This window comes from Desnuesiella massiliensis, assembly GCF_001403615.1.
GTDB lineage: Bacteria > Bacillota > Clostridia > Clostridiales > Clostridiaceae > Desnuesiella > Desnuesiella massiliensis.
Genome location: NZ_LN879455.1, coordinates 114,652 through 140,387 on the forward strand (window position 1 = coordinate 114,652; position 25,736 = coordinate 140,387).

At 32.0% G+C, this 25,736-nt stretch carries 21 protein-coding genes; 13 read left to right on the plus strand and 8 right to left on the minus strand.

The window, feature by feature from the left end; all coding sequences use genetic code 11:
• Positions 1-332: 332 nt before the first annotated feature.
• From BN2665_RS07370 to BN2665_RS07390, 6 genes are all read left to right on the plus strand, one after another.
• A complete protein-coding gene (locus BN2665_RS07370) occupies positions 333-1,109 on the plus strand; it encodes a reverse transcriptase domain-containing protein (RefSeq protein WP_242865921.1) in 777 nt (258 codons plus the stop codon).
• Positions 1,096-1,497, plus strand: coding sequence for a group II intron maturase-specific domain-containing protein (locus BN2665_RS27555; protein ID WP_242865920.1), 402 nt, complete (start codon positions 1,096-1,098; stop codon positions 1,495-1,497). Before BN2665_RS07370 ends, BN2665_RS27555 begins: the two co-directional genes overlap by 14 nt.
• Positions 1,498-1,754: 257 nt before the next feature.
• A complete protein-coding gene (gene rfbD / locus BN2665_RS07375; RefSeq protein ID WP_055666475.1) occupies positions 1,755-2,627 on the plus strand; it encodes a dTDP-4-dehydrorhamnose reductase in 873 nt (290 codons plus the stop codon).
• 339 nt (positions 2,628-2,966) lie between these two features.
• Positions 2,967-3,806 (plus strand): YihY/virulence factor BrkB family protein, encoded by an 840-nt coding sequence (locus tag BN2665_RS07380; protein ID WP_055666476.1) that lies wholly within the window; start codon positions 2,967-2,969, stop codon positions 3,804-3,806.
• Between the two features lie 224 nt (positions 3,807-4,030).
• Complete coding sequence (locus BN2665_RS07385) at positions 4,031-4,588, plus strand: Uma2 family endonuclease (protein WP_055666477.1); 558 nt, start codon at positions 4,031-4,033, stop codon at positions 4,586-4,588.
• Positions 4,589-4,967: 379 nt separating this feature from the next.
• Complete coding sequence (locus BN2665_RS07390; protein WP_055666478.1) at positions 4,968-6,287, plus strand: nucleotide sugar dehydrogenase; 1,320 nt, start codon at positions 4,968-4,970, stop codon at positions 6,285-6,287.
• Between the two features lie 59 nt (positions 6,288-6,346).
• Here BN2665_RS07390 and BN2665_RS07395 read toward each other — a convergent pair whose 3' ends face one another.
• From BN2665_RS07395 to BN2665_RS07415, 5 genes are all read right to left on the minus strand, one after another.
• Positions 6,347-7,411 carry a glycosyl hydrolase family 18 protein gene (locus tag BN2665_RS07395; RefSeq protein WP_055666479.1) on the minus strand — a complete coding sequence of 355 codons (1,065 nt, stop codon included), beginning with the start codon at positions 7,409-7,411 and terminating at the stop codon, positions 6,347-6,349.
• Positions 7,412-7,425: 14 nt separating this feature from the next.
• Positions 7,426-9,111 (minus strand): polysaccharide deacetylase family protein, encoded by a 1,686-nt coding sequence (locus tag BN2665_RS07400; protein WP_055666480.1) that lies wholly within the window; start codon positions 9,109-9,111, stop codon positions 7,426-7,428.
• Positions 9,101-10,987 carry a glycosyltransferase family 2 protein gene (locus BN2665_RS07405; protein ID WP_055666481.1) on the minus strand — a complete coding sequence of 629 codons (1,887 nt, stop codon included), beginning with the start codon at positions 10,985-10,987 and terminating at the stop codon, positions 9,101-9,103. The genes BN2665_RS07400 and BN2665_RS07405 overlap by 11 nt, the downstream gene beginning before the upstream one ends.
• Before the next feature lie 101 nt (positions 10,988-11,088).
• Positions 11,089-13,635: a polysaccharide deacetylase family protein gene (locus BN2665_RS07410; protein ID WP_055666482.1), complete on the minus strand. Its 2,547-nt coding sequence runs from the start codon at positions 13,633-13,635 to the stop codon at positions 11,089-11,091.
• A 420-nt stretch (positions 13,636-14,055) separates the two neighbouring features.
• Entirely contained in the window at positions 14,056-14,628 is a 573-nt protein-coding gene (locus BN2665_RS07415) for a hypothetical protein (RefSeq protein ID WP_055666483.1), read from the minus strand.
• A 336-nt stretch (positions 14,629-14,964) separates the two neighbouring features.
• Between BN2665_RS07415 and BN2665_RS07420 the strand changes: the two genes are divergently transcribed.
• The 7 genes from BN2665_RS07420 to BN2665_RS07450 are packed head-to-tail and all read left to right on the plus strand — an operon-like array spanning position 14,965 to position 23,053.
• Positions 14,965-16,452, plus strand: a complete 1,488-nt coding sequence (locus tag BN2665_RS07420) for a spore germination protein (protein ID WP_154674892.1) — start codon at positions 14,965-14,967, stop codon at positions 16,450-16,452.
• Complete coding sequence (locus BN2665_RS07425) at positions 16,445-17,509, plus strand: GerAB/ArcD/ProY family transporter (RefSeq protein WP_055666484.1); 1,065 nt, start codon at positions 16,445-16,447, stop codon at positions 17,507-17,509. The genes BN2665_RS07420 and BN2665_RS07425 overlap by 8 nt, the downstream gene beginning before the upstream one ends.
• A complete protein-coding gene (locus BN2665_RS07430) occupies positions 17,502-18,617 on the plus strand; it encodes a Ger(x)C family spore germination protein (protein WP_055666485.1) in 1,116 nt (371 codons plus the stop codon). The genes BN2665_RS07425 and BN2665_RS07430 overlap by 8 nt, the downstream gene beginning before the upstream one ends.
• 4 nt (positions 18,618-18,621) lie before the next feature.
• Positions 18,622-19,725, plus strand: coding sequence for a GerAB/ArcD/ProY family transporter (locus tag BN2665_RS07435; protein WP_055666486.1), 1,104 nt, complete (start codon positions 18,622-18,624; stop codon positions 19,723-19,725).
• The gene (locus BN2665_RS07440) at positions 19,712-20,848 is read left to right on the plus strand and encodes a Ger(x)C family spore germination protein (protein ID WP_055666487.1); all 1,137 of its coding nucleotides are present in this window, start codon (positions 19,712-19,714) and stop codon (positions 20,846-20,848) included. The genes BN2665_RS07435 and BN2665_RS07440 overlap by 14 nt, the downstream gene beginning before the upstream one ends.
• A complete protein-coding gene (locus BN2665_RS07445) occupies positions 20,838-21,962 on the plus strand; it encodes a Ger(x)C family spore germination protein (protein WP_055666488.1) in 1,125 nt (374 codons plus the stop codon). Before BN2665_RS07440 ends, BN2665_RS07445 begins: the two co-directional genes overlap by 11 nt.
• A complete protein-coding gene (locus BN2665_RS07450; protein WP_055666489.1) occupies positions 21,962-23,053 on the plus strand; it encodes a GerAB/ArcD/ProY family transporter in 1,092 nt (363 codons plus the stop codon). Before BN2665_RS07445 ends, BN2665_RS07450 begins: the two co-directional genes overlap by 1 nt.
• A 31-nt stretch (positions 23,054-23,084) precedes the next feature.
• Here the strand turns inward: BN2665_RS07450 and BN2665_RS07455 are convergent, their stop codons facing one another.
• From BN2665_RS07455 to murQ, 3 genes are read right to left on the minus strand one after another with little or no spacing between them, the layout of a single operon-like run.
• Positions 23,085-23,375 (minus strand): DUF202 domain-containing protein, encoded by a 291-nt coding sequence (locus BN2665_RS07455; protein WP_055666490.1) that lies wholly within the window; start codon positions 23,373-23,375, stop codon positions 23,085-23,087.
• On the minus strand, positions 23,365-24,801 hold the full coding sequence (locus tag BN2665_RS07460) for a PTS transporter subunit EIIC (protein ID WP_055666491.1): 1,437 nt from the start codon (positions 24,799-24,801) through the stop codon (positions 23,365-23,367). The genes BN2665_RS07455 and BN2665_RS07460 overlap by 11 nt, the downstream gene beginning before the upstream one ends.
• A gap of 20 nt (positions 24,802-24,821) precedes the next feature.
• A complete protein-coding gene (murQ, locus tag BN2665_RS07465; RefSeq protein WP_055666492.1) occupies positions 24,822-25,727 on the minus strand; it encodes an N-acetylmuramic acid 6-phosphate etherase in 906 nt (301 codons plus the stop codon).
• Between the last annotated feature and the right edge of the window lie 9 nt (positions 25,728-25,736).

Below are 25,736 nucleotides of genomic sequence, written 5' to 3' on the forward strand. Positions count from 1 at the left end.
TAAGCATAGACTGCGAAAGTAGACAAAGAGGAAGTCGAGCCTAGTGCATTGGGGCGAAGACCACGGAAGATGGGAAGAACTTGGATAGCACCATCGAAGAATCCTTCGGTATAGGGAAAACGACATGTATTTAAAGTATGGTTTGGAACTGGAGAGGCCTTCCTCTGCACGGCGAAAGCCGTAAAATGAAAACATATAAGTTAAAAGCGAAATTGTTATTCAGCAGAGAAGGAGTCGGAGGAGTTCATAGTACCAAAGATTATGCAGACAACAAAACTGCATATAGGGAAGGAACTCTGCTTCATTCAAGTTTTCAAAGGAGGTAAGAGTGAGTGAATGCGAAAGCTAACAACACCATAGACAAAGCTCGAAAACTTCAGAGGAAACTATATCTAAGTGCCAAGACTAATAAGAGACGAAAGTTTCATGCTCTATATGACAAAGTATATAGAGAAGATATCTTAATGAAAGCATGGAAACAAGTAAAAGCCAATAAGGGAATTGGAGGAATAGATGAAATCTATATTGATGATGTTGTAGAATATGGAGAGAGCAAGCTTCTCAAAGAAATACAGCAAGAATTAATAGAAAATCATTATAATCCTAAGCCAGTTAAAAGAGTATATATACCCAAGAAAGATGGAAAGAAAAGACCATTAGGAATACCGATAATAAAGGATAGAATAGTACAAACAGCTACTAAAATAATTATCGAGCCTATATTTGAAGCAGATTTTAAGGAATATTCCTATGGTTTCAGACCTAAAAGGAACCAACATCAAGCATTAGAAATCATAAGAAAGAAATGCAATAACTCAGGATGGTGGGTACTTGACGCTGATATCAAAGGATATTTCGACAACATAAACCACGATAAATTAATGATATTAGTAGAACAACGAATATCAGATAGACGAATATTGAAGCTCATAAGGAAATGGCTGAAAATAGGAGTAGTAGAAAGGGACAGGTATGAAGAAAGTGAAATTGGGTCGCCGCAAGGCGCATCCATAAGCCCACTATTATCGAATATATACCTGAACTATTTTGATACGGTATGGGATAGATACTATAGAGAAAACAAGATTTGTGAATATGTGGGACGGTAAAGAAGGATTTGACTTTCTAGGATTTCATCATAGACGTAGCCAAATAGAAAGCAGGAAAGGACAAAGATATAACACCACAATACAAATACCCTGTAAAAAGGCAATGGACAATATGAAGAAGAAAGTGAAAGAGGTTTTAGGAAACAGAGCAAATCTAAAGAAAGAAATGTATGAATTAGTCAAAATAATAAATAGGAAAATAGTAGGACTTAGAAACTACTATAAATTAAAATACTCAAACAAACAGCTGAGTAAAATAGACTGGTATATCATACAAAGATTTACCATTTGGTATAATAGCAAGAAACAAAACAGACCTCGACATAGATGGATTAAAGAGGTAGTAAATAAACTCAAAGAAATGGGACTAAAGAAACTAGCTTATTAAAGTCGTAATGCCTTAGAAAGAAGAATGTCGGAAAGCCGTGTGCGGGAAAATCGCACGCACGGTTTGATGAGGAGAAGGTGGCGATTAGCCACCGACTTACTCTACCAATGCACAATGAAGGAGGATTTTTTCGCTAGGCGAAAAAATCTTAAATAATATATAATTATAAATTTTTCTCAGCAAGGCTGAGAAAAATATCCTCAATTGTGAATTGTGCACTGTGAATTGTGAATTAAAGAAGGGTGAGTGAATATACTTTGAAGATATTAATAACTGGAGGAAAGGGGCAATTAGCCCAGCAGATATATGGCATAATAAAAAAAGGAAGTTCTGATCTAGGAATTATGGATGAAGCTTATAAAAATGCAGAGCTATGGATGCCTGATGCAGATGAGATGGATATAACTAACTTAGAGGAAGTAAAGCAAAAGCTAACAGAATTCAACCCTGAAATCATAATAAATTGTGCTGCCATGACCAATGTGGATGGCTGTGAAAGTAATGAAGAGTTAGCCTTTACGGTAAATGCCTTAGGAGCAAGGAATCTAGCAATAGTCTGTGAAAACATAGGAGCAAGACTAATTCATATATCTACGGATTACGTATTTAAGGGAGAAGGACAAATACCTTATAAAGAATATGATATGACTGCACCAGCCAGCGTATACGGTAAAAGTAAGCTGTTAGGAGAAAACTATGTGAGAGAGTTTTGCAGAAAGTACTTTATTGTGAGAACCTCTTGGCTCTATGGTCATGGTGGAAGCAATTTTGTTAAAACCATAATTAAAGCAGCAAGGGAGAAAGGTGAGCTTCAGGTAGTAAATGACCAAAGGGGTAATCCTACTTATGCTGAGGATCTAGCTCATCATATCTTAAAGCTAGCTTTGACTGAAGAGTACGGAATCTATCACTGCACAGGCAATGGAGAATGCAGCTGGTACGATTTTGCTAGAGCTATAGTAGAGTATGCTAATATAAATTGTAGGGTAGAGCCTATAACTTCAGAAAAGCTAAACAGAGCGGCAAAAAGACCAAGCTTTTCATCACTGGATAATATGATGTTGAGATGTACTATAGGAGATGAGATGAGAGAATGGACTGAGGCGTTAAGAAGTTTTATTAATTCATAATTTACAGTGCACAATTCACAATGAAGGTGATTTTTACTTCGCTGCGCCGCGAAAAAATTATAGAATTTATAAGCAAAGCTTTTGCTAAGAGTGTAGCAGGAAGCTTTGCTCTTTTTTATAAAAATTAAATAATAAAAATTCGCTGTCAAGGTTAAACTGTAGTCAAAAGAACCGCTTCAACTATTAATCCTCTCTAAAAATCTATAAAGTAGATTCTAAAAAATCAAAATCAAAGATTTTCTCCAGCTACTTTGGGAAAATTCACTTTGATTGTGTATAGTGAATTGTGAATTAAAGAATGGTATAATTATACTACAACATTTAACGGGAGATATGGAAATGAATAATGTTAGTATAAAAACAATAATACTTCAATTGATAAAAAAATTTGATCAGGATGATATTTTTGCTTTAGCCTCTCAACTAGCTTATAGCTTGATATTATCTTTTTTTCCGTTTTTGATATTTCTAATGACAGTAATCGGTTATCTTCATCTAGATAGTGAGCAGGTACTGTTAACCTTAAAAGCCTTTGTTCCAGGTAGTGCCTTTGAGCTTATAGCAAAAACAGTATTAGACGTGGTTAGCAATAAAGATGGAAATTTGCTTTCCTTCAGCTTAATTTTCACCATATGGAGTGCTTCCACAGGCTTTTCTGCGGCTATTAAAGGACTAAATAAAGCCTATAATGAAAAAGAGAGAAGGGGATTTATTAAAGTGGGGGCTATTTCAGTGCTTTGCACCTTAGGAATTTCCTTTATAATAATCGCAACTTTATTCTTACTGGTATTTGGAAACGTAATAGGAGAAGTGCTGATAAAAAAGCTTTATTTTAATACCTTTATAGCTTATTTATGGAATGTATTAAGGTATGTACTCATAATAATAGTGATGATTTTCACCTTTGCAGCCCTATATCATTACACACCTTGTAAAAGAATGACCTGGGTAGAAGTTATTCCAGGAGCTATGTTTACTACAGTGGGATGGATTATGGTATCCATAGGTTTTTCCTACTATGTGAACAATTTTGCTAATTATTCTAGGCTCTATGGAAGTATAGGAGCGGTAATAGTGTTAATGACTTGGCTATTCTTGACTTCATTGATAATGCTCATGGGTGGAGAATTAAATGCGGTATTATCTTTAAATAAATGCTATAAAAGCAAAAGATGTTAATAGTTTTGAATATAGTTACAAAAACAAGGCGCTGTTACAGGACACATAAAAGCATTGATAGTGTTTTCTTTATAAAGATTATAGAGGATAGTTGCGTTTTATAGTTCTTAGAGGGTAGTTTTTTAGATTCAGGTTATTGAGGCAGGGGGATTAATTAGGGGGTATATGTGGTATAATATAAATAAATACTTATATTTTAAAATTTAAACAGAGGAGCTGATGATATGTTGCCTCAAGAAAAGAAAATACCCTTTGAAGAATTCTTGAAAATGGATGGAGAAAATGATGACCTCATGGAGTATATAGAGGATCAAGTCTACCTTCAAGCAAGCCCTAGCATTATACATCAAGAGATATCAGGAAATCTGTTTTATGCTTTAAAAAATTATTTTAAAGAAAAATCTTGCAGGGTTTTTCATGCCCCTATAGATATAATATTGAAGAAGAATGATGAGCAGAATAAAAACAAAGTAATACCAGACATAGTGGTTATATGCAATGACTCTGGTTTTAATGACAATAACTACGTAGGAATTCCTGACTTAATTATAGAAATAGTATCTCCATCTAACGCAAGGCATGATTATATAACCAAGTTAAACCTCTATGAAAAATTTAAAGTTCCAGAATATTGGATAGTATCTCCTAAAAACCATACCATTCAGGTGTTTACTTTAAATGAAGAGGGATATTACAATGAGCCTATTTTTTACTTTGGTAAGGATGCTATAAAATCAAACTTATTTAAAGATTTATCCATAGAGCTAAAAGATATATTTTAAAATTAAAGATGCGAAATAAATGGTTATTTTGATACAGAAAGGATTTTAATAAAAGTAAAATTCTAAGTGGCGGGGATAAGAATGGAAACTACGTTAAGCATTAGCTTTAACGTAGTTTTTAATTTATAACAATTATTTTAAAATAGGGTTGAGAATATCTATTATAAAATGTAAAATAAATCTATATATGCATTTTGCGGTCATTTTATAAAAAAATAGGTATTATACCCTAATTGATAAAGATACCTATAGGCAAAGCTATAATGCAGAGGCAGCCACATTAAAAGCTAAGGGTAGGGTAAGCGTAAGTTCTTAATTATTCAAGATTAGAAAAGCTTAAACCATCTACAAGTATAAGTGTATGTGAGGAGAATTAAGTATGAATCTATATAAAGAATTGTTAGAGAAAAAAACAAAATTATCATTAGTAGGTTTAGGCTATGTAGGAATGCCCATAGCAGTTGCATTTGCAAAGAAAGTTGAGGTAATTGGCTTCGATTTAAATAAAGAAAAGATTGAGCTGTATAAAAAAGGTATCGATCCAACAAATGAGATTGGAGATAAAGCGATTAAGTCAACTAAAGTAGATTTTACATCGGATGAAAGTAGGCTGCAAGAAGCAAAGTTTCACATTATCGCAGTACCTACTCCTATAAATTCAGATAAAACCCCAGACCTAGCCCCTGTTGAAGGAGCTAGTAATATAGTAGGACGTAATTTGACCAAAGGATCAATTGTGGTATATGAATCTACTGTTTACCCTGGTGTTACTGAAGATATTTGTATACCAATACTTGAAAGAGAATCAGGGCTAAAATGCGGAGTAGATTTTAAAATAGGATATTCCCCAGAGCGTATCAATCCGGGCGATAAGCTGCATAGATTAGAGAATATTACTAAAATAGTTTCCGGAATGGATGCTCAAAGTTTAGAAGAAATTGCTAAAGTCTACGAACTTGTTATTGATGCTGGAGTGCATAGAGTCAGCTCTATTAAAGTTGCCGAGGCTGCTAAGGTTGTAGAAAACAGTCAGCGTGATATAAATATTGCTTTTATGAATGAGCTTGCTATGGTATTTGACCGCATGGGAATTGATACTAAAGAAGTTGTAGAAGCAATGAATACAAAATGGAATGCACTAAAATTTTATCCAGGGTTAGTAGGTGGGCATTGCATAGGAGTAGATCCATATTACTTTGTGTATCAGGCGGAAAAACTAGGTTATCATAGTCAGATTATTCTTTCTGGCAGAAAAATTAATGATGGGATGGGGGAGTTTGTTGCTGATGCAATTATCAAGAAATTAATTCTAGCCAACAAAGTGGTAAAGCAAGCAAAGGTAGTTATACTTGGGATAACCTTTAAAGAAAACTGCCCTGATACTAGAAATTCTAAAGTTGCTGACATTATAAAAAGTCTGAATGAGTTTGCAATTAAGCCATTAGTGGTTGACCCCAGGGCTAATAAAGAAGATGCAAAACATGAATATGGTATAGACCTAGTTAACCTTGAAAGTATCCAGAATGCAGATTGCTTAGTGTTCGCTGTGGCTCATGATGAGTTTAAGGATATGGAATGGACACAGATAGATGGGTTATTTGGACACTTTGATAATAGCGAGAAAGTTATTATTGACGTTAAAGGTATCCTTAATAGGACGGTGGCTGAGCAAAGGGGATATAGTTATTGGAGACTTTAAATTTTTAGGGAGCATATATAGAGTTGATTTACACAATTCTATGTATGCTCCCACTTTTTTTAAAACAAATTTCCACCTAATCTCCAGATACTAATATCATATCCATTTTCTGTTATGACCTTCATCCAAGACTTTAGGGTAATAGCATCTGCATACCATACTTGATGTTCTATATTATTTTCATCTTTATAATTGAAAAACAAGCACTGGCTTTCATTATCACGTTCTACTTTAGCATTATACTCTTTTGATATACGTTTAGCTTCAGCTTCTGAAAGGGATGTAGTTTTTCCATTAGATGCCCAGTTAAACCCTCCAGTAGCAATTGCAAAATTCTTTTTTCCTGGTATTTTACCCATCTTTTCTATTAAATCTCTAATAAATTTAGGATTTGCCTTTTCTCCAGGTTCGCTAAAGCCCCCATGTAAATTGTAACACATCATTACATATGTTGGGCCTTCATTAAAGTTCAATTTATTAAAGGGTATGTTAGGCTCTAATACAACTCTTAGTTTTAAACCTTCTTTTTCAGCTTTCTGGTATAGTTCATTTATAAATAATATATAGTTATCCCATAGCTTCATGTCATTCTTTATTTGTTCATAATCAATTTCTATACCATCAAAACCATATTTAACTGCTAAATTTATAATATCTTTAATATGATCACTTCTTGAAGCTGAATCACTTAATAGTGCTTTTAATAGACCTATATCTTTTAATGAATAATTTCCGTCACTATTTATTTTATCATTAACAATAGTTATATATTTATTGTAATCATAATCCTTTGTTTCATTATAATAATTAGTTAAATTTTCTGGCATCATTAATTCATTATTGGAACTAAAATTAGCAGCAAAGTAAGAAATATTTTTTAATTTCTTGCCTAAGGTTTTGATTTCTTTATCAGAATTTAAATCCCAGTATACAACCCATGCTGATAGATTATTTATATCCTCTCCAAATGCCTGTTTTACTTCTTCCTTTAGGGGTGTATTATTATCTTTATTTAGGGAATTATCCTCTTTTGAAGCAGCATTTATATATGTCAAAGTTGCTATTGATAATATTAATATTATCAATCCAGTATAAATCAAATTTTTTCTCACACTATTCTTCATTTAGACCTCTTAAACTATAGATTTTTTATAAACCAATTTACAAGTTTATTAAAAGAATTTTTAATCTTATAAGTTACAGCTTCTTTTCCCTTTAATGAAGCATCGTATAGTACTTCATCATTTATATCAGTTATTTTAAAACTTTTAAAAACTCCATCATATACATCATCTGCAATATTTCTTTGACTATATCCATATTCTCCCCATGCAGACTCAAGAAAAATACTTCCTCTATTTTCATTACTTACTTTTAACTCTTCTATTATTACCTTTTCATCAATAGCTAAGGTAAGTTTTTTATCAACTAAGGTTATATCAACTTTTTTACTTCCAGGTTCCTTTATATCAATCTTTTTATCCTTACTTTTATCACTTAAATCTAATGAATATATTATATTTTTATTTCCATTTGAAAATTCAATAACATTAACTATATTATTAATAAGTTGAACACATAGGCTATTGCTTCCATCTTCATTGGATCTTAAGTATATGGACTGAGAACCTATAACATTTCCCTTTAATAGGGTTGATATTTTAATATCCTTAAAATTATCACTATTTAATAGCTTAATGAAGCCTTTATCCTTTGGCAATGATGTTAATATAATTTTATCATCTATAAACTCTGCTTGTCCTTTTATTATTTTGAACTTGCTTCCTTTTTCTTTATCTCCTGAAACAAATTCAATATTCTTCTTAGTATCATCCCAAATTCTCATCAATAAATGATTAGTTGACCAATATGCCTGTGGTTGAATCCTAGTTAAATCATAAATAGAGCTATTTGATAAATTTAAAGAATATCCTTCTCTATTAAAATTCATGCTAAATAATTCTTTAATCCATTTACCATTTACTTCACTAGCCTTATCATTTGTGCCAAACTTACCTGTATTTGAATGCATTAGTGCATAGGTAGATGGTATATTTCCAAGCTCTTTATTATATATTTTTGATAATTTTTCATAGTCATTACTAATACGCTCTTTCATCTCTTCATAGGATTCCATAGGAATACCATGTTCATCTCTAATATAATCCATCAAATAATGATTGTATTCTCTATTAATCTTAGAAGCTGCTTCTGAAAACTGAACTGAATCTAATTTCCCTAAATAATTTGAGTTTTTATCAAAAACATTTATATATTCTAACCTATATCCATTGGTTCCTAATTCCCAATAAGAGCTATCTTTTAATTTTAATAAATCTTTAGGCATTAAAAACTTTGGATCTTTTTTTGCAAATTTATCTGCATAAGTCATCATTGTGGCTTTATAATTATATTTTTCTAGAATTTTTTGAGAGAATATTGCTGTATCGCTTCTTCCATCCTCAAATAATAAAAATAACGCCTTTTCCGGTAAATTCTTTCCTTTTGCATAATAATCTAGTATATCTTGCTGAGTAATAGTTACGTAACCATTATTTTTCAGAGCTTTAATCTGTTTTTCTAATGCTTCAGTACTTATTAGTGTAGCATCTCCAGTTCTATCTACCCCAAAATATGATATGGCAATAAACCCACTATTTCTATCTTTAGAAATCTCCTGTGAGCTATAAGGCTTGTACACTGAAAAAGTAAATAAAGCTTTTATAATGAGTACTAATACTACAAGCAAAATTATTCCTTGAAATATACTTCTTATTATCTTAATTCTATCTTTCTTTTCAGGAGAAAAATTTTTATTTCGCATATTTATTCTCTACCTTTTTTCTTAATATACTAGAAGCTTTCCTTTGTTCTTTTTTTCTTTGGGCTTCTATATCACTTGGAGTCATTCTTGTGCCCCATGTGGATTTCCAAAATGTTACCCAAGCTATAGGCATTTGCCAAAGCAATACCGCTTCATAAAAAATACAAAACACCATTCCAAAAATCCAAGTTGTACTCTTCCTAAAAAACATTTGAGCAAAGCTCATCATTAATGCCATCATTAGAAGTCCAACAAGAAATGTAGTTGGAAATATTTTGTGTACAATTGGTGCATAAATTAGGTTATAGGAAACTACTACAGGTGCAGCAATAGGAACGAACACCCCCATATAAAAGAAGGCGGCCATAAAAGGTTCCTTTTTCCACATAAACTTTCCTGCAATAATGGATTCTCTGAGCCAGGAGCGTTTCCATCTCATTTGCTGTTTAAGAAATACCTTATACTTATTAGGTACAATAGTAGAACAAATTGCTGTATCTTGATAGCAGGTTCTATGTCCATTTAATACAAAATTAGTCATAGCTCTATCGTCTCCGAAAGTTGCCTTTTGACCTAAGAATTTTTGATTTATCCATTCATCCATATTATCTATAATTATTTGCTTTCTGTAGCAGGACAGTGGTCCTGATAGACATGTAACGGCATCAAAATAAGCTTCTGCAGCTTTCATAATTCTAAAAGCAATATAGTATCTAACAGACTGCATTTTAGTTAAAATATTTGTATAAGTATTGGCAACATCTGTTCTACCTGATACTCCACCCATTTTAGGATCTTTAAAAGGTTGTACTAAATTTCTTATTGCAAATGGATCTAGAAAGCTATCTGAATCTACAAATACTACTAAATCATGCTTTGCATTTACGACTCCTCTGCATAGTGCTTCTCTTTTTCCTAGGTTCTTTTCTTGAACAAAATACTTAACTCTATTTGGAGCATCAAATCTTTCAGCTTCATTATTTAACTTATTTATGGTCTCCTTGATTTTATCTACAGAATCATCATTAGAACAATCATCCACAACTATAACTTCCAAATTATCAATAGGATAGTCTTGGTTGATACAACTTAAAATTGTCCTTTCTATCCACTCAGCTTCATTAAAACAAGGAATAATAATGGTTACACCTGGTGTATAATCCACATCTATTGGCATAGGTTTGTACAAAACACCAAATAAATATCTACTTAATAGAAATACAGCTGCAATGATACTATATAGGTATATCCACTTATTAAATTTAAAATATATTATACTCTCTGCACGCATTAATAAAATGAAAACACTTATAAATAATAATAGTAAGCTAGATGTAGCTAATACATACCTATCTTTTTTTCTATTTGAGTATTCTGATAAAGTTTCAAAAAATTCTATGCCGCAGAATATTTGTCCATCTTTTGTGATAGAATCCCGAACTTTTTTCCCTTTAATCTTTACACTCATTTCATATCCTTCTGGCATAGAACCAGGCAATATTTTGAATTCTAATTTAATACTTTTAGCGTTGCTAATCATATTTAATTGTTCGTTATCTTTTAATTCTAATAAAATTCCCGTTGTAGAAATATCTACAGATTTAACATTAAAGGTGATATTGCCATTTTGGCTTCTACATACTACTTTAATATCAGCTTGCATTATATATCTTATTCCAGCATTTTTACTTTTTATAAATACATTAGGATCACCCTTATAATCCTCTAACGCCTTTTGGCCTCTACGGTCAACACTATTTCTTATACCTTCTTTATCAGGTACATTTGCTAAGAGTCTTCTATCTACACGGGGATTTAAAAGAATATCATGGGTTTTATCTTGCTTCTTTCTTGATTTTTTGTATCCAACCCTCATTGTTTAAACTCCTTACTTGGTATATTAAGGCATACTCAAATAAATAAAATTTCAGTACCATAGCCAATTTTAACCTTTTATTTATTCTCATATGCCTAATATTATTTTTTTAGATAATCACTTAATTTTGCAATTTTATATTTTTCTCCATACAATCCTTTTTCATTGTTAGTTAAGAATATGTCTAAAGCCTCTGCAGTGAAATAGCTTTGGTCATTCATATGCATTACCACTACATTTCCCTTTCCTTTAACTAGTTCTTCTTTTATATAATCAGCAATTTCTTGCGCGGAAGCCCTTTCATAGTCATGGGTTGTAATATTTCCACTAATAGCATATTTATATCCACTTTCAAACACAGCAGCTAGTCCTTCTTTTCTTAAAAGCAAGGTAGGTGATCTAAAATATGATTTTAATGAAGGTAAATCACCTATTATATTAGACATAACATCATAAGACTTAATTAGAGAAACTTCAAGTTCTTCTCTGCTAGAATTTAAAAGTTCATGGTTATAGTTATGACTTCCTATATCATGACCGTTTAAAGCAATAGTTCTAAGCAGATTTGGGTTAGTATTTGATATACCGCTATTAACGTCTATATATTTTGATATTACAAAAAATCCTGCCTTTACTTTATGTTTATTTAACACATCTAGTATTTCATTAACTATTGGGTCTCCTCCCCAGTCATCAAAGGTAAAGAATATAACATTTTCACCATTTGTATCAATGGTTCCAGCCTTATCAATATATAATTTTTCCTCATCACTAAAATCGCTTAAATCTACATACTTATTACCTATATAGTTAGTTTTCATCATTGCTAGTGCATCTTCATAGGTCCTTTTCTTCATAGTGATTGAATTATTTATAATATTGTATCTACCTAGCTGTAATGGTGTTTCAGCTGTATTTTGTAAATTACTTAATTTTACTATTGAATATCCTAATGGCTTTTGAGCTAAATCATAGGATTGAGTTTTTTCATTATATCTATTAGCATAACCATTTTGAACATAATTTTTAGTTAATAACTCAACGATATTAGCAATAGCATCATCATTTTTAAATAGACCTGAATCTAATCTAAAATAAACTATCTCTCCCTTTCTTAGTGATAGATATGAATTTACATTGAAATAATCAGACACAATTTCTTCAGCATTCATGTCTTTATATCTATGAATAATAGGTGCCTTAGAGTACGTAAATAATTCATAGTTTTTAAAAGAAGGCATAGTAGTCATTGTTGATACAGCTTCTTGAATTTCGGCATCTACATACCCATATCCAGGCATATATGCATTGGTAGTTATTCCTTTTTCTTTTAATAATTTATCCACTTCATATATTTCTCTGCAAATCTCCTCTGTTGATTTATTTAATAATGAGGAATTAGCTGTTATTCCTCCATTGCCAATTTCATGTCCTGCTTTAATAATTTTATTTATCCTATCTGGATACTTCAATATTTCATCCTTTGTTACAAAAAATGTTCCCTTGGCATTAAGCTTTTCAAGCCTTTGTAATGTTTTATCTAAGCTAGCTTCATTACTTAAGCCTCTAAATGTATATGTTAAAGATTTCTGAGTAGTATAAAATTGTGAAATAACAGGGGCAAGTCTATTATTATTTTTGGCTATTAATTTTTTAAAATCAATTAAATCTATATTATTTTTTACTTCCTTATTTTCTGATTTATTATTTTGCTTGGATATCTTATCTAATATATTTTTACTATTAAACAATTCACTATTTTTTTCAATACTTGGCAGATCAGCTACCTTAACAGCTAGCTTTTTTTGCTCATCCATTGATTTTAGTAACCATTCTACTATTTCCACAATTGTTACTTCTTTTTTATCCTTACTTTGAGACTCATCTATTCCTGCTTTCTTATCTATGGCAGGTTTTTCTTCAGTCTTCTGCTTTCCATATTCAAAGCTATCTAAAACACCCTCTAATTTTATAGAGACAATTGAGATATTTGCTAAGTTTTTCATATACCAATAGGCTTCATTATAATTTTTAAAACTCTGATAGCTCAAATAATGATTACTATTAACAACATACTTATTTCCTGATGCATAGGCTGTGGTTAAAATATTGTCATTATAAATTGTAGAATTACATTTTAATAAATCAGGAACTTTACCTGTTATAGATTTCAAAATCTTGTTAGTACTACAAAAGTCAGTAACCAATTCTTCTGTAGATAACTTTTCCATATTTTTAGTTCCAGAAAGAGTTCCATTTCCTATATCATGTCCACTTTTTTTTATCATTTTTATTATACTAGGATCTTCTGCGGCTTTAATTCCAGGGACAAAAAAGGTTGCCTTTATATTATAAGTATCTAATAGGCTTATTATTTTATTCATAGTATCTTCATTACCAAGCCCCTCAAAAGATAAAGCTACCATATTTGATGATGTATTAACATTAGTTATCACATCTGCCTTTTTACCAGCATCCAGTGATTTTAAAGCTTCTTTAATTTCCTTTGATGCATCATAACTACTTTTTTTATTTATAATTAGCTCTCCAGTGCTAGTATCTATAGCATAATTTCTATATATAAAGATACCTATAAAAATGCTTACTAATAAAATTACACTAATAATGATAGTATACTTCTTTTTCATGCTTCACCTCATAACCAATAAATTCATCTATTTGAATATTATACCATTTTTTATGGTTTTAAATATTTAATATTTAGAGTTGATTTAATTATATTATATTTATTTAATTTATAAAAGTATAAAAAAATATATATATTAACAAATTATTCGCTATATGTAAAATAATTTGTCGTTGAAATAGGTATGTCCAACAATAAGCTATTAGCAAGCTCAGGTGAAATAAACAAAATGTGGGCAAAAGAGCGAAAGCGGGACGAAAATGAAGGCATTCTATGAGAAGAGAATACAGGAAAGCTTGAATTGAGAGTAATATGCACATAAAAATAATATTATGTAAAATATTCTGAAATTTCCCGAAATAAAAACTACCAAGCTGTTTCTTTGAAATGCAGCTTGGTAGTTTTTTATGTTAATTACTTCTTACTTCTTTAATTCTTGTTTTCCAGTTACAGAACTTGTGGTATCCATTTTAAAGGTAGATTTAGCATCTTCGTTAGTAAAATATATGTTTCCATCAACCTTAGCATCTACTAATTGGAAGTTCTTAGCTGAAACATAAACATCGCCTTTAAAGGTTCCACTTTGAATTCTAGCTTCTGGGCTGTTAACAGTTAATTTTGGTGCTGTTAAAGTAAATCTAGCTGTTACGTTTTTCTTATCATCTTGAGTGTAAAGAGCTATCTTACGTTGAATAATATCTTTGCCGTCCTTATCCTTCTTACCATTTTTGAATTCGCCATCCAGCACTATTTCTTTATCAATAGTTAAGTCTTTAGTTGTAGCGATAATCCATTTTCCATCCTTGCTTACTGCCTTTAAGAAAGCTTCTGGAGTGTCTACTATAGATGCTGTAGTCACTGCATCTGTCTTTGTTTCAGTTTTTGTTTCTGGCTTTGTCTCAGTTTTAGGTGCTTCTGTTTTTGATTTAGCGCAACCTGCTAATATTGATATGCTTAAAACTGCAACTGCAACAATACTTAACGTTTTTTTCATAATGGGTTCCTCCTAAATATGTATATATTTTTAACAATTTTTTAGGCTAAATACGACATAATTAGCCCTTGTACATATATTACATTACAACTTATGATAAAAAAAGTCAATATCGAAGTTAAATATTTCACAAGATTTAAATAATACTTAATTATAAAAGTAAAATAGTAAAAAATATGTAACAAAAAATACAAAACTATTTAATCAAAAAATAGATCTTTAAGCATCTGAAAGAATTTTCATATACAAGAATATTAATATTTTAATTGAAGAAAATATATTCAATGGAATAAAAACCTATGAAAGAACCTCAATGTATTCAAAGGGGAGGATAACTTGATAAGCAATAATTTAGCTCAAAATATAGAAAATATAAAAAATGAACTAGGGGATGAGACTTTTGTTGTAGTAAAGGATTTTTATCTAGGAGGAAATATACCTTTAGATGCGGCAGCTATCTATGTCAATGGATTAATTAATAAGGACATAATTGATAGAGATGTGCTCAGGCCCTTAATGTTCAACATACAAGAAGATTTAAATGGAAAAATGAATCTTCCTGACTACCTATGCAGAAGATATATTTCTATGAGCAATACCACAGTAGAAGCAGAAATGAACAATATAGTGAGTCATTTAAAGAGGGGAGATACCGCCATTGTTATAAATGGAGTCTGTGAAGCCATAATAATAGATACTAAAGGGGGAACCTATAGAAGCATAGGAGAGCCAGAAAATGAGACTTCGGTAAAAGGGAGAAGAGATAGCTTTGTTGAGAATATAGACACAAATATAAGCATAACAAGAAGAACCATGAAGGATAGTAAACTAAGCATTGATATGTTTACCCTAGGAAGACGATCACAGACGGATGTAGCTCTTCTATACTTAGAAGATGTGGTGGATAAGACTATATTAGAGGAATTAAAAAGCAGAATATCCTTAGTAGATATAGATGGACCCTTCTCTCCTGGGATGTTGGAACAATTTATAGGTGATTATCCCTATACACCCTTTCCTCAAAGTTATGCTACAGAGAGGATAGATGTGGCTCAATCAGATTTAAGAGAGGGAAAGATATTGCTATTTGTAGACGGTCATGCTTTGGCTATGATATTGCCAGTGATATTTGTTCAGTTCTTTCAAACGGTAGAGGATTATAATGAAAGAACCTTAGTAGGTTCTTTTACAAGGCTGCTTAGATATTTTGCGGCTTTTATGGTGGTATCTACTTCTGCCATATATTTAACCCTACTTAAATATAATACGGAATTGATACCTATAAAATTTATTACCCCCATAGTTCAATCTAGAATTGGCATAGCTCTAACCCCTTTTCTAGAGATATTTGCTATGGAGCTTGTGGTGGAGCTTTTAAGAGAGGGAGGTCTTAGATTACCTTCTAAAATAGCTCAAACTTTGAGCTTAGTAGGGGGAATTATAATAGGAGATACAGCTATAAAATCCAGAATAGTAAGTCCTACTACTCTGCTTATAGTGGGAGTAACAGTGGTAGCCACCTTTTTAATACCTAATTATGATATGTCCATAGCTATAAGATTATTAAGATTTCCCATGCTGATTATGGCAAATATAATGGGTATCTTTGGAGTGGCTCTAGGTTGGTTTTTTATTCTTGTTCATTTATCCTCCTTGGAAAATTTAGGAGTGCCCTATTTCGAATTTAAATCAAGAGATATGCAGGATACCTTTATAAGAGGAGCATTATGGAAAATGAACAAGAGACCAGAAGTCATACCTACTAACAATACCACAAGGCAAACGGATTTTAGAAAAAAATTCAGGAGAAGAGAAGATGAGTAATAGAGACTATACCCTTACGGTTTTTGGAATCATAGTGGGTATAGGAGTGTTATCTTTGCCTAATGAGATTGCCAAAATAGCTTACGAAGATGCTTGGATATCAGTTATACTAGGCGGAATTTATCCATTATACATGGTATTTATAGCAAAGGCTATGGTGAAAAGCTTTCCAGAAGAAAATATAATTCTTATCAGCAAAAAATACTTAGGCAAATATTTAGGAAGCTTATTAAATATTATTTTTTTTAGCTATTTTATATTTACATCCTCCATGGTACTTTCAGGATATATAAATTTGATCAGAACCTTTGCGCTAGGATTCTTAACTCCTATAAAGGTAATAGGAATAATGGCAATAATGATAGCTTATGCCAGCAGTAAAGGGGTGAAGACCCTAAGTAAAATAAACGTTTATATTTTTTGTGTTGCGCTGTTGATCTTTATGTCTCCATATCCAGCCTTAAGGCAAGGCAGCATAAAAAATGTTATGCCTATTTTTCATTCAGGTGTAAAAAATATATTAAAAGGTGGCTTGACCACAACCTTTGCCTATGCAGGTATAGAATGCATCTTTATATTATATCCTTCTATTGAAAATAAAGCTAAATTTTTAAGTGCTTCTCTTAAGGGCTTATTAATAGTAGTTCTGCTATATGCCTGGGTGGTATTCATTACCATATACTATCTAGGAGCGGATATAATAAGTAAGACTTATTGGTCATTCTTATCAGTAACAGAAAGTGTAACCATAACCATTGTAAATAATTTTAGATATATATTCATGTTTTTATGGAGTCTGGTTGCTTTTAAGGTGGTAGCTAATAGTTATTATACAGGCATGGTGATACTAAATGATTTTTTTAAAGGGTGGAATGTTAAAAGATTAAGTTATATGGCAGCACCTATAATGGTTATACTGCCACTGCTATATGGCAATATGGTAAAAAGAAATTATATTTTGAATAAGGGCATCAAAATATATTTAATATTTAATATTCTATATGTAACAATAATTTACTTAGTAATGGTAATAAAAAAGGATGAGAAGAGTGATTAAAAGGTATAAGGTTTATTTTATTTTAACAGCAGCATTATTATTTTATATGCTTATATTCGTAGGAATACAAAGAGTTCCTATAGAGGAAGTAGAGATAATAGGAGGACTAGGCTACGACTTGAAAAAAATCACCTCTGGAAATATAGAGTTCTCTTTTCCGCTTGAATCCTATGTTATTAGCCCTAATGGAGAGATAAGGAGTAAAACCACCGTAGCTAAGGGCCTTACTCCAGGGCAAACGGATCAAAATAGGCAGAGGATGTTGGATAAGGTCTTTGTATATGGTACAGACAGGGTATTTGTGATTGGAGAAGACTATGCCACCTATGGAATAAGAAGTATATTAGAAGAGAGAGCAAGAAATCCTTATACCTCAGATATGGCCTTTACTATGATATCTAAAGGTAAAGCTGAGGATATACTAAAATTTAGGATGAAAAATCATACTAGTATATCAGAATACCTTGAAGGCTTGATCGAGAGTCTTAAATGGAGCAATTTCTTTTCTCAAAACTATAAGATCATAGATATTATGGTTAGAGTACAGAGCGAGGGAAGAAGCTTAGTTTTGCCCTATGTAGAAATAGAAAAAGATAGGGTAATTGTTTCAGGAGTAGCACTGTTCAACAAGGATAAGATGATTGGTCATTTAAATATGAATGAAACTAGGCTATTAAACTTGCTAAAAGAAAATAATGTAGTAGGAGTATTGTCTCTTCAGCAAGGGTCAAATAAGTATGTAGATATAAGTGTATTAAGCCAAAAGAAGGTTAAATGCACAAGAGAAGGAGAAAAATATAAATTTTTAATAGAGTTGAAATTGGAGGGAGAGATAATAAACAATGTATTAACCAAGAAGCTATTGGAGGATTTAGATACTAAGAAGCTTATAGAGCTGCAATTTGAAAAGCAAGTGGAAAAGGATTGTGAAGCTTTTATAAAAAAGATGCAGGGGCAATATAAGGTGGATTTGCTAGAACTAGGTAGGGAAGGAGCCGCTAAGTATGGCAGAAGAAAAAATATAGACTGGAATGAAGCTGTTACTAATGCAGAAATAAGTGTTAAAGCAAAGGTTCATATATTTGGTCAAGGAAGAGGAGGGTATTGATAGAATGGAGGGAAATGGCTCAAAAAAAATTTTTATAACACCTGTAGAACTGGCCGTTCTATTAATAGCTATAACCATAGGAATAGAATCTACTAGTTTGCCAAATACCATAAATAAACTTGCTAAGCAGGATGCGTGGATAGCTACAGCCTTAGGTGCCCTATACCCTTTATACGTAGTCATAATAGCTATATTTTTTTCAAAAAGATTTCCTGATGACAATATATTAACCTTAAGTAAAAAGTATTTTGGTAAATACTTAAGTACTTTTCTTAATGTAATTTTTGCTCTAGGCTTTTTAACCTATCTTCCGGGGGTTATTTCCAGTGGAGCCATAATATTTAAGACCTATGTTATTGCTTATATGGGATTTCCTAAAATATATATAGTGACAGTTATCTTTATAATTTTTGCAGTAAGTAGAGGCTTAAAGGTTCTTGGAAGGGTTTCTATTATCAATTTTTTTATAATACTATTTATACTTGTAACTTCCTTAGCCATATTAAGAAAGGGTAGCTATTTAAATGTACTGCCTATATTTGGATCTGGGATCAAGAATATTATAAAGGCTTCCTTCATAACCTCTTATACCTATGCAGGTATTGAGTTTATATTTTTACTATATCCACACTTGCAGGATAAGAGTAAATTGAAAAAATCAGCCCTAGGAACAGTGGCCTTTATAGCTTTTTTTTATACATGGATAGTATTTGTATCCATGTATTATATGGGCACAGATATAGTAGCCAAAAGCATATGGCCTTTTTTTACAGCTACAGAAGCAATACAGCTGGAGGTAATCAATTCTTTTAGATTTATATTTATATTCTTGTGGATGATAGTAACCTTAGTTGATATAGCTGCGCTCTATTACTTTAATTTTGATTTAGCAGGGCAAATAATTAATATTGATAAAAAAATCATATTTCATGTAGTGGTGGGAGGCCTGATAGTATTAGTGGCTAACAAGTATTATAGTGATAGGCTTTTAAGGGCGTCTATAACAGAAAAGACCTCTTTATTTAGTACGGCCTATAATTTTGTATATATAACCATAATATTTTTATTTTCAGTTATAAAAAAGGGTGATAGCAGTGAAAAAGCATAGGAGCTTAATCATAGCAATATTAGTGGTAGTGGCTTTTGTTGCTGTTAAAGAAAATAAAATAAAGTATGAAAATGCAGAGGATTTAGATATATCCCTAGGCATAGGCTATAGCTTGCTGCAAAATTCTCAGGGAGATGTTGAATATCATATTCCTATAAGCTCTATTATTTATGGTGAAACCGCCACGGAAGATAGTAAAGGCCAAAAAAATAGCAGTGAGATTCATGAAGGAAATGCAAGTACTATAGGTAAAGTCAGAGAGGATAGACAAAGGAAAATAGACAAGAAGTTGTTTTTAGGTACTCAAAGGGTTTATCTGATAGACGAGGAAGTAGCTAAATTTGGAGTAGAGCCACTGATAGATATATTATTTAGGAATCCTGTATTAAATGACAATGGGGTAGTATTAGTCTGTAAGAACAAAAGCGACGATTATTTAACTCATAAGATAGAAGGCTACGATTCCCCTGTAGAATTTATAGATAGCATGGTAAAAAATTCAGTTAATTATAATTTTTTTTCTAAGGACTATACTTTAAAAAAAGTATATCTTACCATGGATGCGGAAGGAAGAACGGTAGTACAGCCTTATATAGAATTAAGAGAACAGGGATTTGAAATAACAGGTTTAGCAATTTTTAATAAGGATAAGCTAGCTCAGGTAGTTGATATAAATGAAGGAAGGGTATTAAACCTTTTAAGGGAGAATAATGTTAGGGGAATGGTAACCCTTCAAAACAGCGAAAAAGAATATATTAACTTTACGGCTAAAAGCAAAAGAAAGGTTAAATGCTATAAGGAAGAGGATAAATTTAAGTTTATTATAGAGCTAAATTTAAATGGGGAAATCGTCAGCAATAAGCTTTACAAGAATCTTGTTGAGAATCCAAAAGAAATAAAAGAGTTTGAAAAAGATATGGAAGAAAAAATTCAAAAGCAGTGCAAGGAGTTTATTGGAAAGATGCAAAGGGTATATAAATTAGATTGCCTAGAGTTAGGGAAAATAGCTGTGACAAAGCAAGGAAGAGGCACTGGAGTGGATTGGAATGAGATTATAAGCAATTCTAACATAGAAGTAAAGGTTAAGGTACGCGTAGATAAGGTGGGAAGAGGTGAGTATTAGAAGCTTGAGGAAAAGTAGGATAAAAAATGTGTTTATCATCCTAGTAATAATAGGAGCTGTGGTGTTCTATAATTATGACACCTTAAACGCGCCTATAGAAGAAAATGCCATATCCTTTGGCATAGGAGTAGATATTGAAAAAACATTAAAAGAGAATGCTAATTATAGAATAACATACAATATATACAAGTTTTCTCAGGATAAAGTCTATAGCTATAATAGGATTGCTGAAGCTAGTACCATAGGGGAAAATCGGCAGGATAGGCAGCTGAAAATAGATAGGAGTTATACTGCAGATATAGAGAGGATGCTTATAATCAGCGAAGATATGGGAGCTTATGGCATAGATTCTCTAGTAAACATATTCCTTAATAATCCTAGGTTAAATGATAAAGGATTAATAGTAGTGTGCAAGGGTAAGGCAGAAGATATTATAAAGTTTAAAGTTGAAGCTTTACCGAGTTCTGCAGAGTATATAGAGGGAATCGTGAAGGAATCAATATATTATAATTTCTATTCAGAAAACTATACTTTTCTGGACTTATTTACTCAATTGACCTCTGAGGGAGAAAATATAGTGCTGCCTTATGTAGAAATTCGCAATAATAAGATAGAGATATCTGGGGTAGCTCTTTTTAAGAGAGAGAAACTAGTTCAGATAATAGACATATATGAATCCAAAATAATGAATGTATTAAGGGAGGATAAGACCAGGGGAGTATTTTCTCTAAAAAGAGGAGAACAAAAGTATGTGGATTACAATTCTAGAGTAAAAAAGAAGGTTAAATGCTATAAGGATCAGGATAAGTATAATTTTATTATAGATTTAAACGTCACTGGCAATATAACCTCTAATACTCTTTACGAAGAATTAAATAAAAAGTCCATAAAGAACTTTGAAGAGGACATGGCTAAAGAAATAGAAGAAAAGTGTAATGCTTTTATAAAAAAAATGCAAAAGCAATATAAGGTAGATTGCTTAGAGTTAGGTAGCGTGGCAGCGGCGAAGTTTGGAAGAGATAGTGGTGTAGATTGGAATGAAGTGGTATCAAAGAGTTCCATTAAGGTAAGGGCTAAAGTAAAGGTGGATAATGTAGGAAGGGGTCAATATTAGTGGACTATAATATGAAGAGAGGAGAAAATAATAGTATAAGTGATAATCAAGCTTTAGCAATACTAGTAGGTACTATGGTAGGTGTTAGTATCACTATAGCTAAGGCTGTAGCGGAGAAAGGTAAGCAGGGGGCTTGGATATCAACTATTATAGGAGCCGCTTATCCCTTGCTTTTATCCCTTTTAGCTGCTTATATTTGTAATAAGCATCCGGAGCAAGATATATTGGCATTAAATGAATTGTATTTTGGGAAATGGGTGGGAGGTATTTTAAATATTATATTTTTTTTAAGATTTCCTATATTTGTGGTGTTGACCTTATCTGGCTTTTATAAGGTTATTAGTGTATACGCCACTCCCTTTTTATCACCCATTAAGATATATATAGCAATGTTAATATTAATTATATTCACTCACTCCCGTGGCTTTAAAACCTTGGCTAGAATCAATGAAATAAGCTTAATTATAATAATAGTTATGACCATTTCTTTGAGCATAGGGCTGCCTAAGGGTAATTATTTATATTTGATGCCTATAATAGATAAGAATCTTGCAGGTATTTTTAAGGCGGTTCAGGATGTCGTATATTATTATAGTGGTATAGAGATAATATTTTTAATATATCCATATATGAAAAATAAAGAAAGTATACTAAAAGTGTCCTTGAGGGCTGTATTTATAACTATGGCTACAAACACTTTTATGGTTATCATGTGTATATATTATCTAGGCTATAAGCTTGTGAATATGTCCTTATGGCCAGTGCTGCTAATGACAGAGTTTAATAGAATTCAAGTCATAAATACTTCCAGGTATATTTTTTTACTGCTTTGGAGTTTTGTAATATTAAAGCGTACAGCTAATGAATATTATGGCTGCGGACACATAATAAAATATATGTTTAAGCTTAAGAGTTATAATGCTTTTTATATAATTTCTCTGCCAGTGTTCTTATTTAGTGCATTATCCATAAGAACCTATGCTCAGCGAAGCAGTTTGATAAAATTGTTTTATCCTGCCTTAGCTATCATTAATTTAATCGTTATAGCTTTATTAGCTTTAATGATCTTTATTAAAAATAAAAACAAGTAGTGGCAAGGGGACGTTTCCCTTGCCACGTTATTTATTGTTTTTTTAACTTATTAGAAACCTTGATATAATTCTTAGTTCCATGAATAGCAATAAATATTGATGAAATGAAGAGTATCATTGCTGCTATAATACCATTAATACCTTCAACAAGCTTCCAAAGAGTCAAACCAGCTACTACGAAGCTTACTACGGTTCTTATATAAGCTAGAAAGGTTCTTTCATTGGCTAAGAGAGTTCTATCTAAGGCTAAGTAATCACGTAGTATCATGTCTTCGTAGTACTTTTTATAGTTATCTAGTACAATATCCTTTTTAGTATTCATCTACTGCCTTAGGAGTTTTTATTAAATAGGTAAACACAAAACCTAATACATAAGCGATACATAAGCTTATGAAGTAATAGATCATTTTATTTGGAAGCATAAGAGGTATTGCAGTAAGGCCTGCAGGACCGTAAGCTATGGAAGAAACCTTCATGGAAGCGCAGAAGGCACCTGCAAATCCCCCTGCCAAGGAAGCAGTTATAAAGGGTGTTCCAAGAGGTAAGGTTACTCCATATAGAAGAGGTTCTCCTATACCTAATAAACCTACAGGTAGGGCGCCTCTTATTACATTTCTTAACTTTTCATTTCTGCCTTTAGCTTTTAGATATATAGCTGCAGCAGCACCAATTTGACCAGCACCAGCCATGCATAGAACAGGGAAAAGGGATACGCTTCCGAATTTCTCTAGTTGAAGTACATAGAATGGTATTAATCCATGATGCAATCCTACCATGAGAAGTGGTAAGAAACTAGCAGATAGTATGAAGCCCCCAACTATAGCCATGGGTCCTTCAGTCATTATAAGCACTTCTAAAATCTTCATTAATATATCGGATAAAAATCCCGCAGCAGGCATTATTAAGAAAACTGTAAGTAATGCGGTTAATCCTACGGATACCAGAGGAGTAACTATATTATCAAGCATATCAGGAACTATCTTACGAATTCTTTTTTCTATAAATGCAAGTATAGCAACACCAACTATTACACCAATGATTCCACCTTTTCCTGATATAAGTATGCTTTTTAGTCTGTTACTTTCGTTAAATAATCCTAGAGATTTTGATATAATATCAATATTTGTACTTATGGTGATACCACCGATAATACCACCAAGACCAGGAGTAGCTCCAAATTCCTTAGCGGCATTAATACCCACATAAATGGATAGGTATCCAAATAAAGCTCCACCTACAGTTTTTAAGAAGGTTATCCAAAGAGGTATGTCCTTTATACCCTTTACAGCTAATGTATTTTCAAAATAACCTGCAATACCATTGCATAAACCTGCAGCAATTATAGCGGGAATAAGGGGAACAAATATATTTGCTATTTTCTTTAAAGCCTTTTTAAAGCCATTGTTGCTTTGGGCTTTTTTTGCCTTAGCTTCCGCTACATAGTCTCTGCTAACGTTTTCTCGAGAAGCATTAGAGGCTTTTTCGTTGTTGTCTTCATTTCCAAAGACATAATTTTCATTTATATAATCTCCTATTTTTTTGCTTTTTCCAGGTCCTACTACCACTTGCATAGTTTCATCCTCTATAACGGATATGACTACGTCGATGGTTTTTAGATATTTAATGTCCACTTTTGAGGTGTCTTTTACAGTAGCACGAACACGAGTCATGCAATTTGTTAGGTAGCTTATATTGTGAACTCCACCCAAACCATCGATTATTTGCTTAGAAATTTTTTCCAAATCCATAAAGGTTTCCTCCTAAAATTTTATTTTGAGTTTTTTTCCAATACTTTTCTTAGAGAATTGCTACATTGATATAATTGATTTATGGAATCTTGGTAGTCTATATCTAATAGAAGCATTACGATTGCATGCTTAGCGCTGCCTTGAGCTTCTTCTAAAGCTCTCTCGACTTCTTCCTCAGAGCAATTGGTGATTTCTTTTACTATGTTCATAGCCCTGGTTTTGAGCTTTTCATTAGTTATTTGTACATCTACCATAAGGTTACTGTATACTTTTCCAAGGCAAATCATAGTAGTAGTACTCATCATAGTTAGTACAAGTTTTTGAGCAGTACCAGCCTTCATTCTAGTAGATCCAGTTATAACTTCAGGACCAACTTCTATTTCTATACAATTATCTGCAAATTTGCTTATTATACTATTTTTATTGCAGGTTAAAGTAGCAGTTCTTGCCCCTATTTCTCTAGCATATATTAAAGCTTTTTCAACATAAGGTGTTCTTCCTGAAGCTGCAATGCCTATAAGTAAATCCTCAGATGAAAAGTTTATGTTTTTTAAGTCAATTATGCCTTGAGTAGGGGAATCTTCTACTGATTCTACGGCTTTTGTAAAAGCTTCTTCTCCTCCAGCTATTAAGGCTATTATTTGATCTGGAGAAGTACCATAGGTAGGAGGACACTCAGCTGAGTCTAGCACTCCAAGTCTTCCACTGGTACCAGCCCCTATATATATTACTCTTCCGCCATTTTTTATAGTGTAAACCATTTGCTCTACTACCTTGCTTATGGAGTGCAGTTCCTTTTCAATAGAGTAAGCTATGGTCTTATCTTCATTATTTATAGTTTTCAATATATCAGGTATAGACATAGTGTCTATAAGCAGTGAGTTTTTATTTCTCTTTTCTGTTAATAAGCTGTTTATCTTTGTCATATATGCATC

Excerpts from the sequence above, each read along its gene's own strand:
- BN2665_RS27555 (WP_242865920.1), top strand. The coding sequence starts at position 1,096 with ATGTGGGACGGTAAAGAAGGATTTGACTTTCTAGGATTTCATCATAGA.
- BN2665_RS07380 (WP_055666476.1), top strand. The coding sequence starts at position 2,967 with ATGAATAATGTTAGTATAAAAACAATAATACTTCAATTGATAAAAAAA.
- BN2665_RS07385 (WP_055666477.1), top strand. The coding sequence starts at position 4,031 with ATGTTGCCTCAAGAAAAGAAAATACCCTTTGAAGAATTCTTGAAAATG.
- BN2665_RS07390 (WP_055666478.1), top strand. The coding sequence starts at position 4,968 with ATGAATCTATATAAAGAATTGTTAGAGAAAAAAACAAAATTATCATTA.
- BN2665_RS07395 (WP_055666479.1), bottom strand. The coding sequence starts at position 7,411 with ATGAAGAATAGTGTGAGAAAAAATTTGATTTATACTGGATTGATAATA.
- BN2665_RS07400 (WP_055666480.1), bottom strand. The coding sequence starts at position 9,111 with ATGCGAAATAAAAATTTTTCTCCTGAAAAGAAAGATAGAATTAAGATA.
- BN2665_RS07405 (WP_055666481.1), bottom strand. The coding sequence starts at position 10,987 with ATGAGGGTTGGATACAAAAAATCAAGAAAGAAGCAAGATAAAACCCAT.
- BN2665_RS07410 (WP_055666482.1), bottom strand. The coding sequence starts at position 13,635 with ATGAAAAAGAAGTATACTATCATTATTAGTGTAATTTTATTAGTAAGC.
- BN2665_RS07415 (WP_055666483.1), bottom strand. The coding sequence starts at position 14,628 with ATGAAAAAAACGTTAAGTATTGTTGCAGTTGCAGTTTTAAGCATATCA.
- BN2665_RS07425 (WP_055666484.1), top strand. The coding sequence starts at position 16,445 with ATGAGTAATAGAGACTATACCCTTACGGTTTTTGGAATCATAGTGGGT.
- BN2665_RS07435 (WP_055666486.1), top strand. The coding sequence starts at position 18,622 with ATGGAGGGAAATGGCTCAAAAAAAATTTTTATAACACCTGTAGAACTG.
- BN2665_RS07455 (WP_055666490.1), bottom strand. The coding sequence starts at position 23,375 with ATGAATACTAAAAAGGATATTGTACTAGATAACTATAAAAAGTACTAC.
- BN2665_RS07460 (WP_055666491.1), bottom strand. The coding sequence starts at position 24,801 with ATGGATTTGGAAAAAATTTCTAAGCAAATAATCGATGGTTTGGGTGGA.
- murQ (WP_055666492.1), bottom strand. The coding sequence starts at position 25,727 with ATGACAAAGATAAACAGCTTATTAACAGAAAAGAGAAATAAAAACTCA.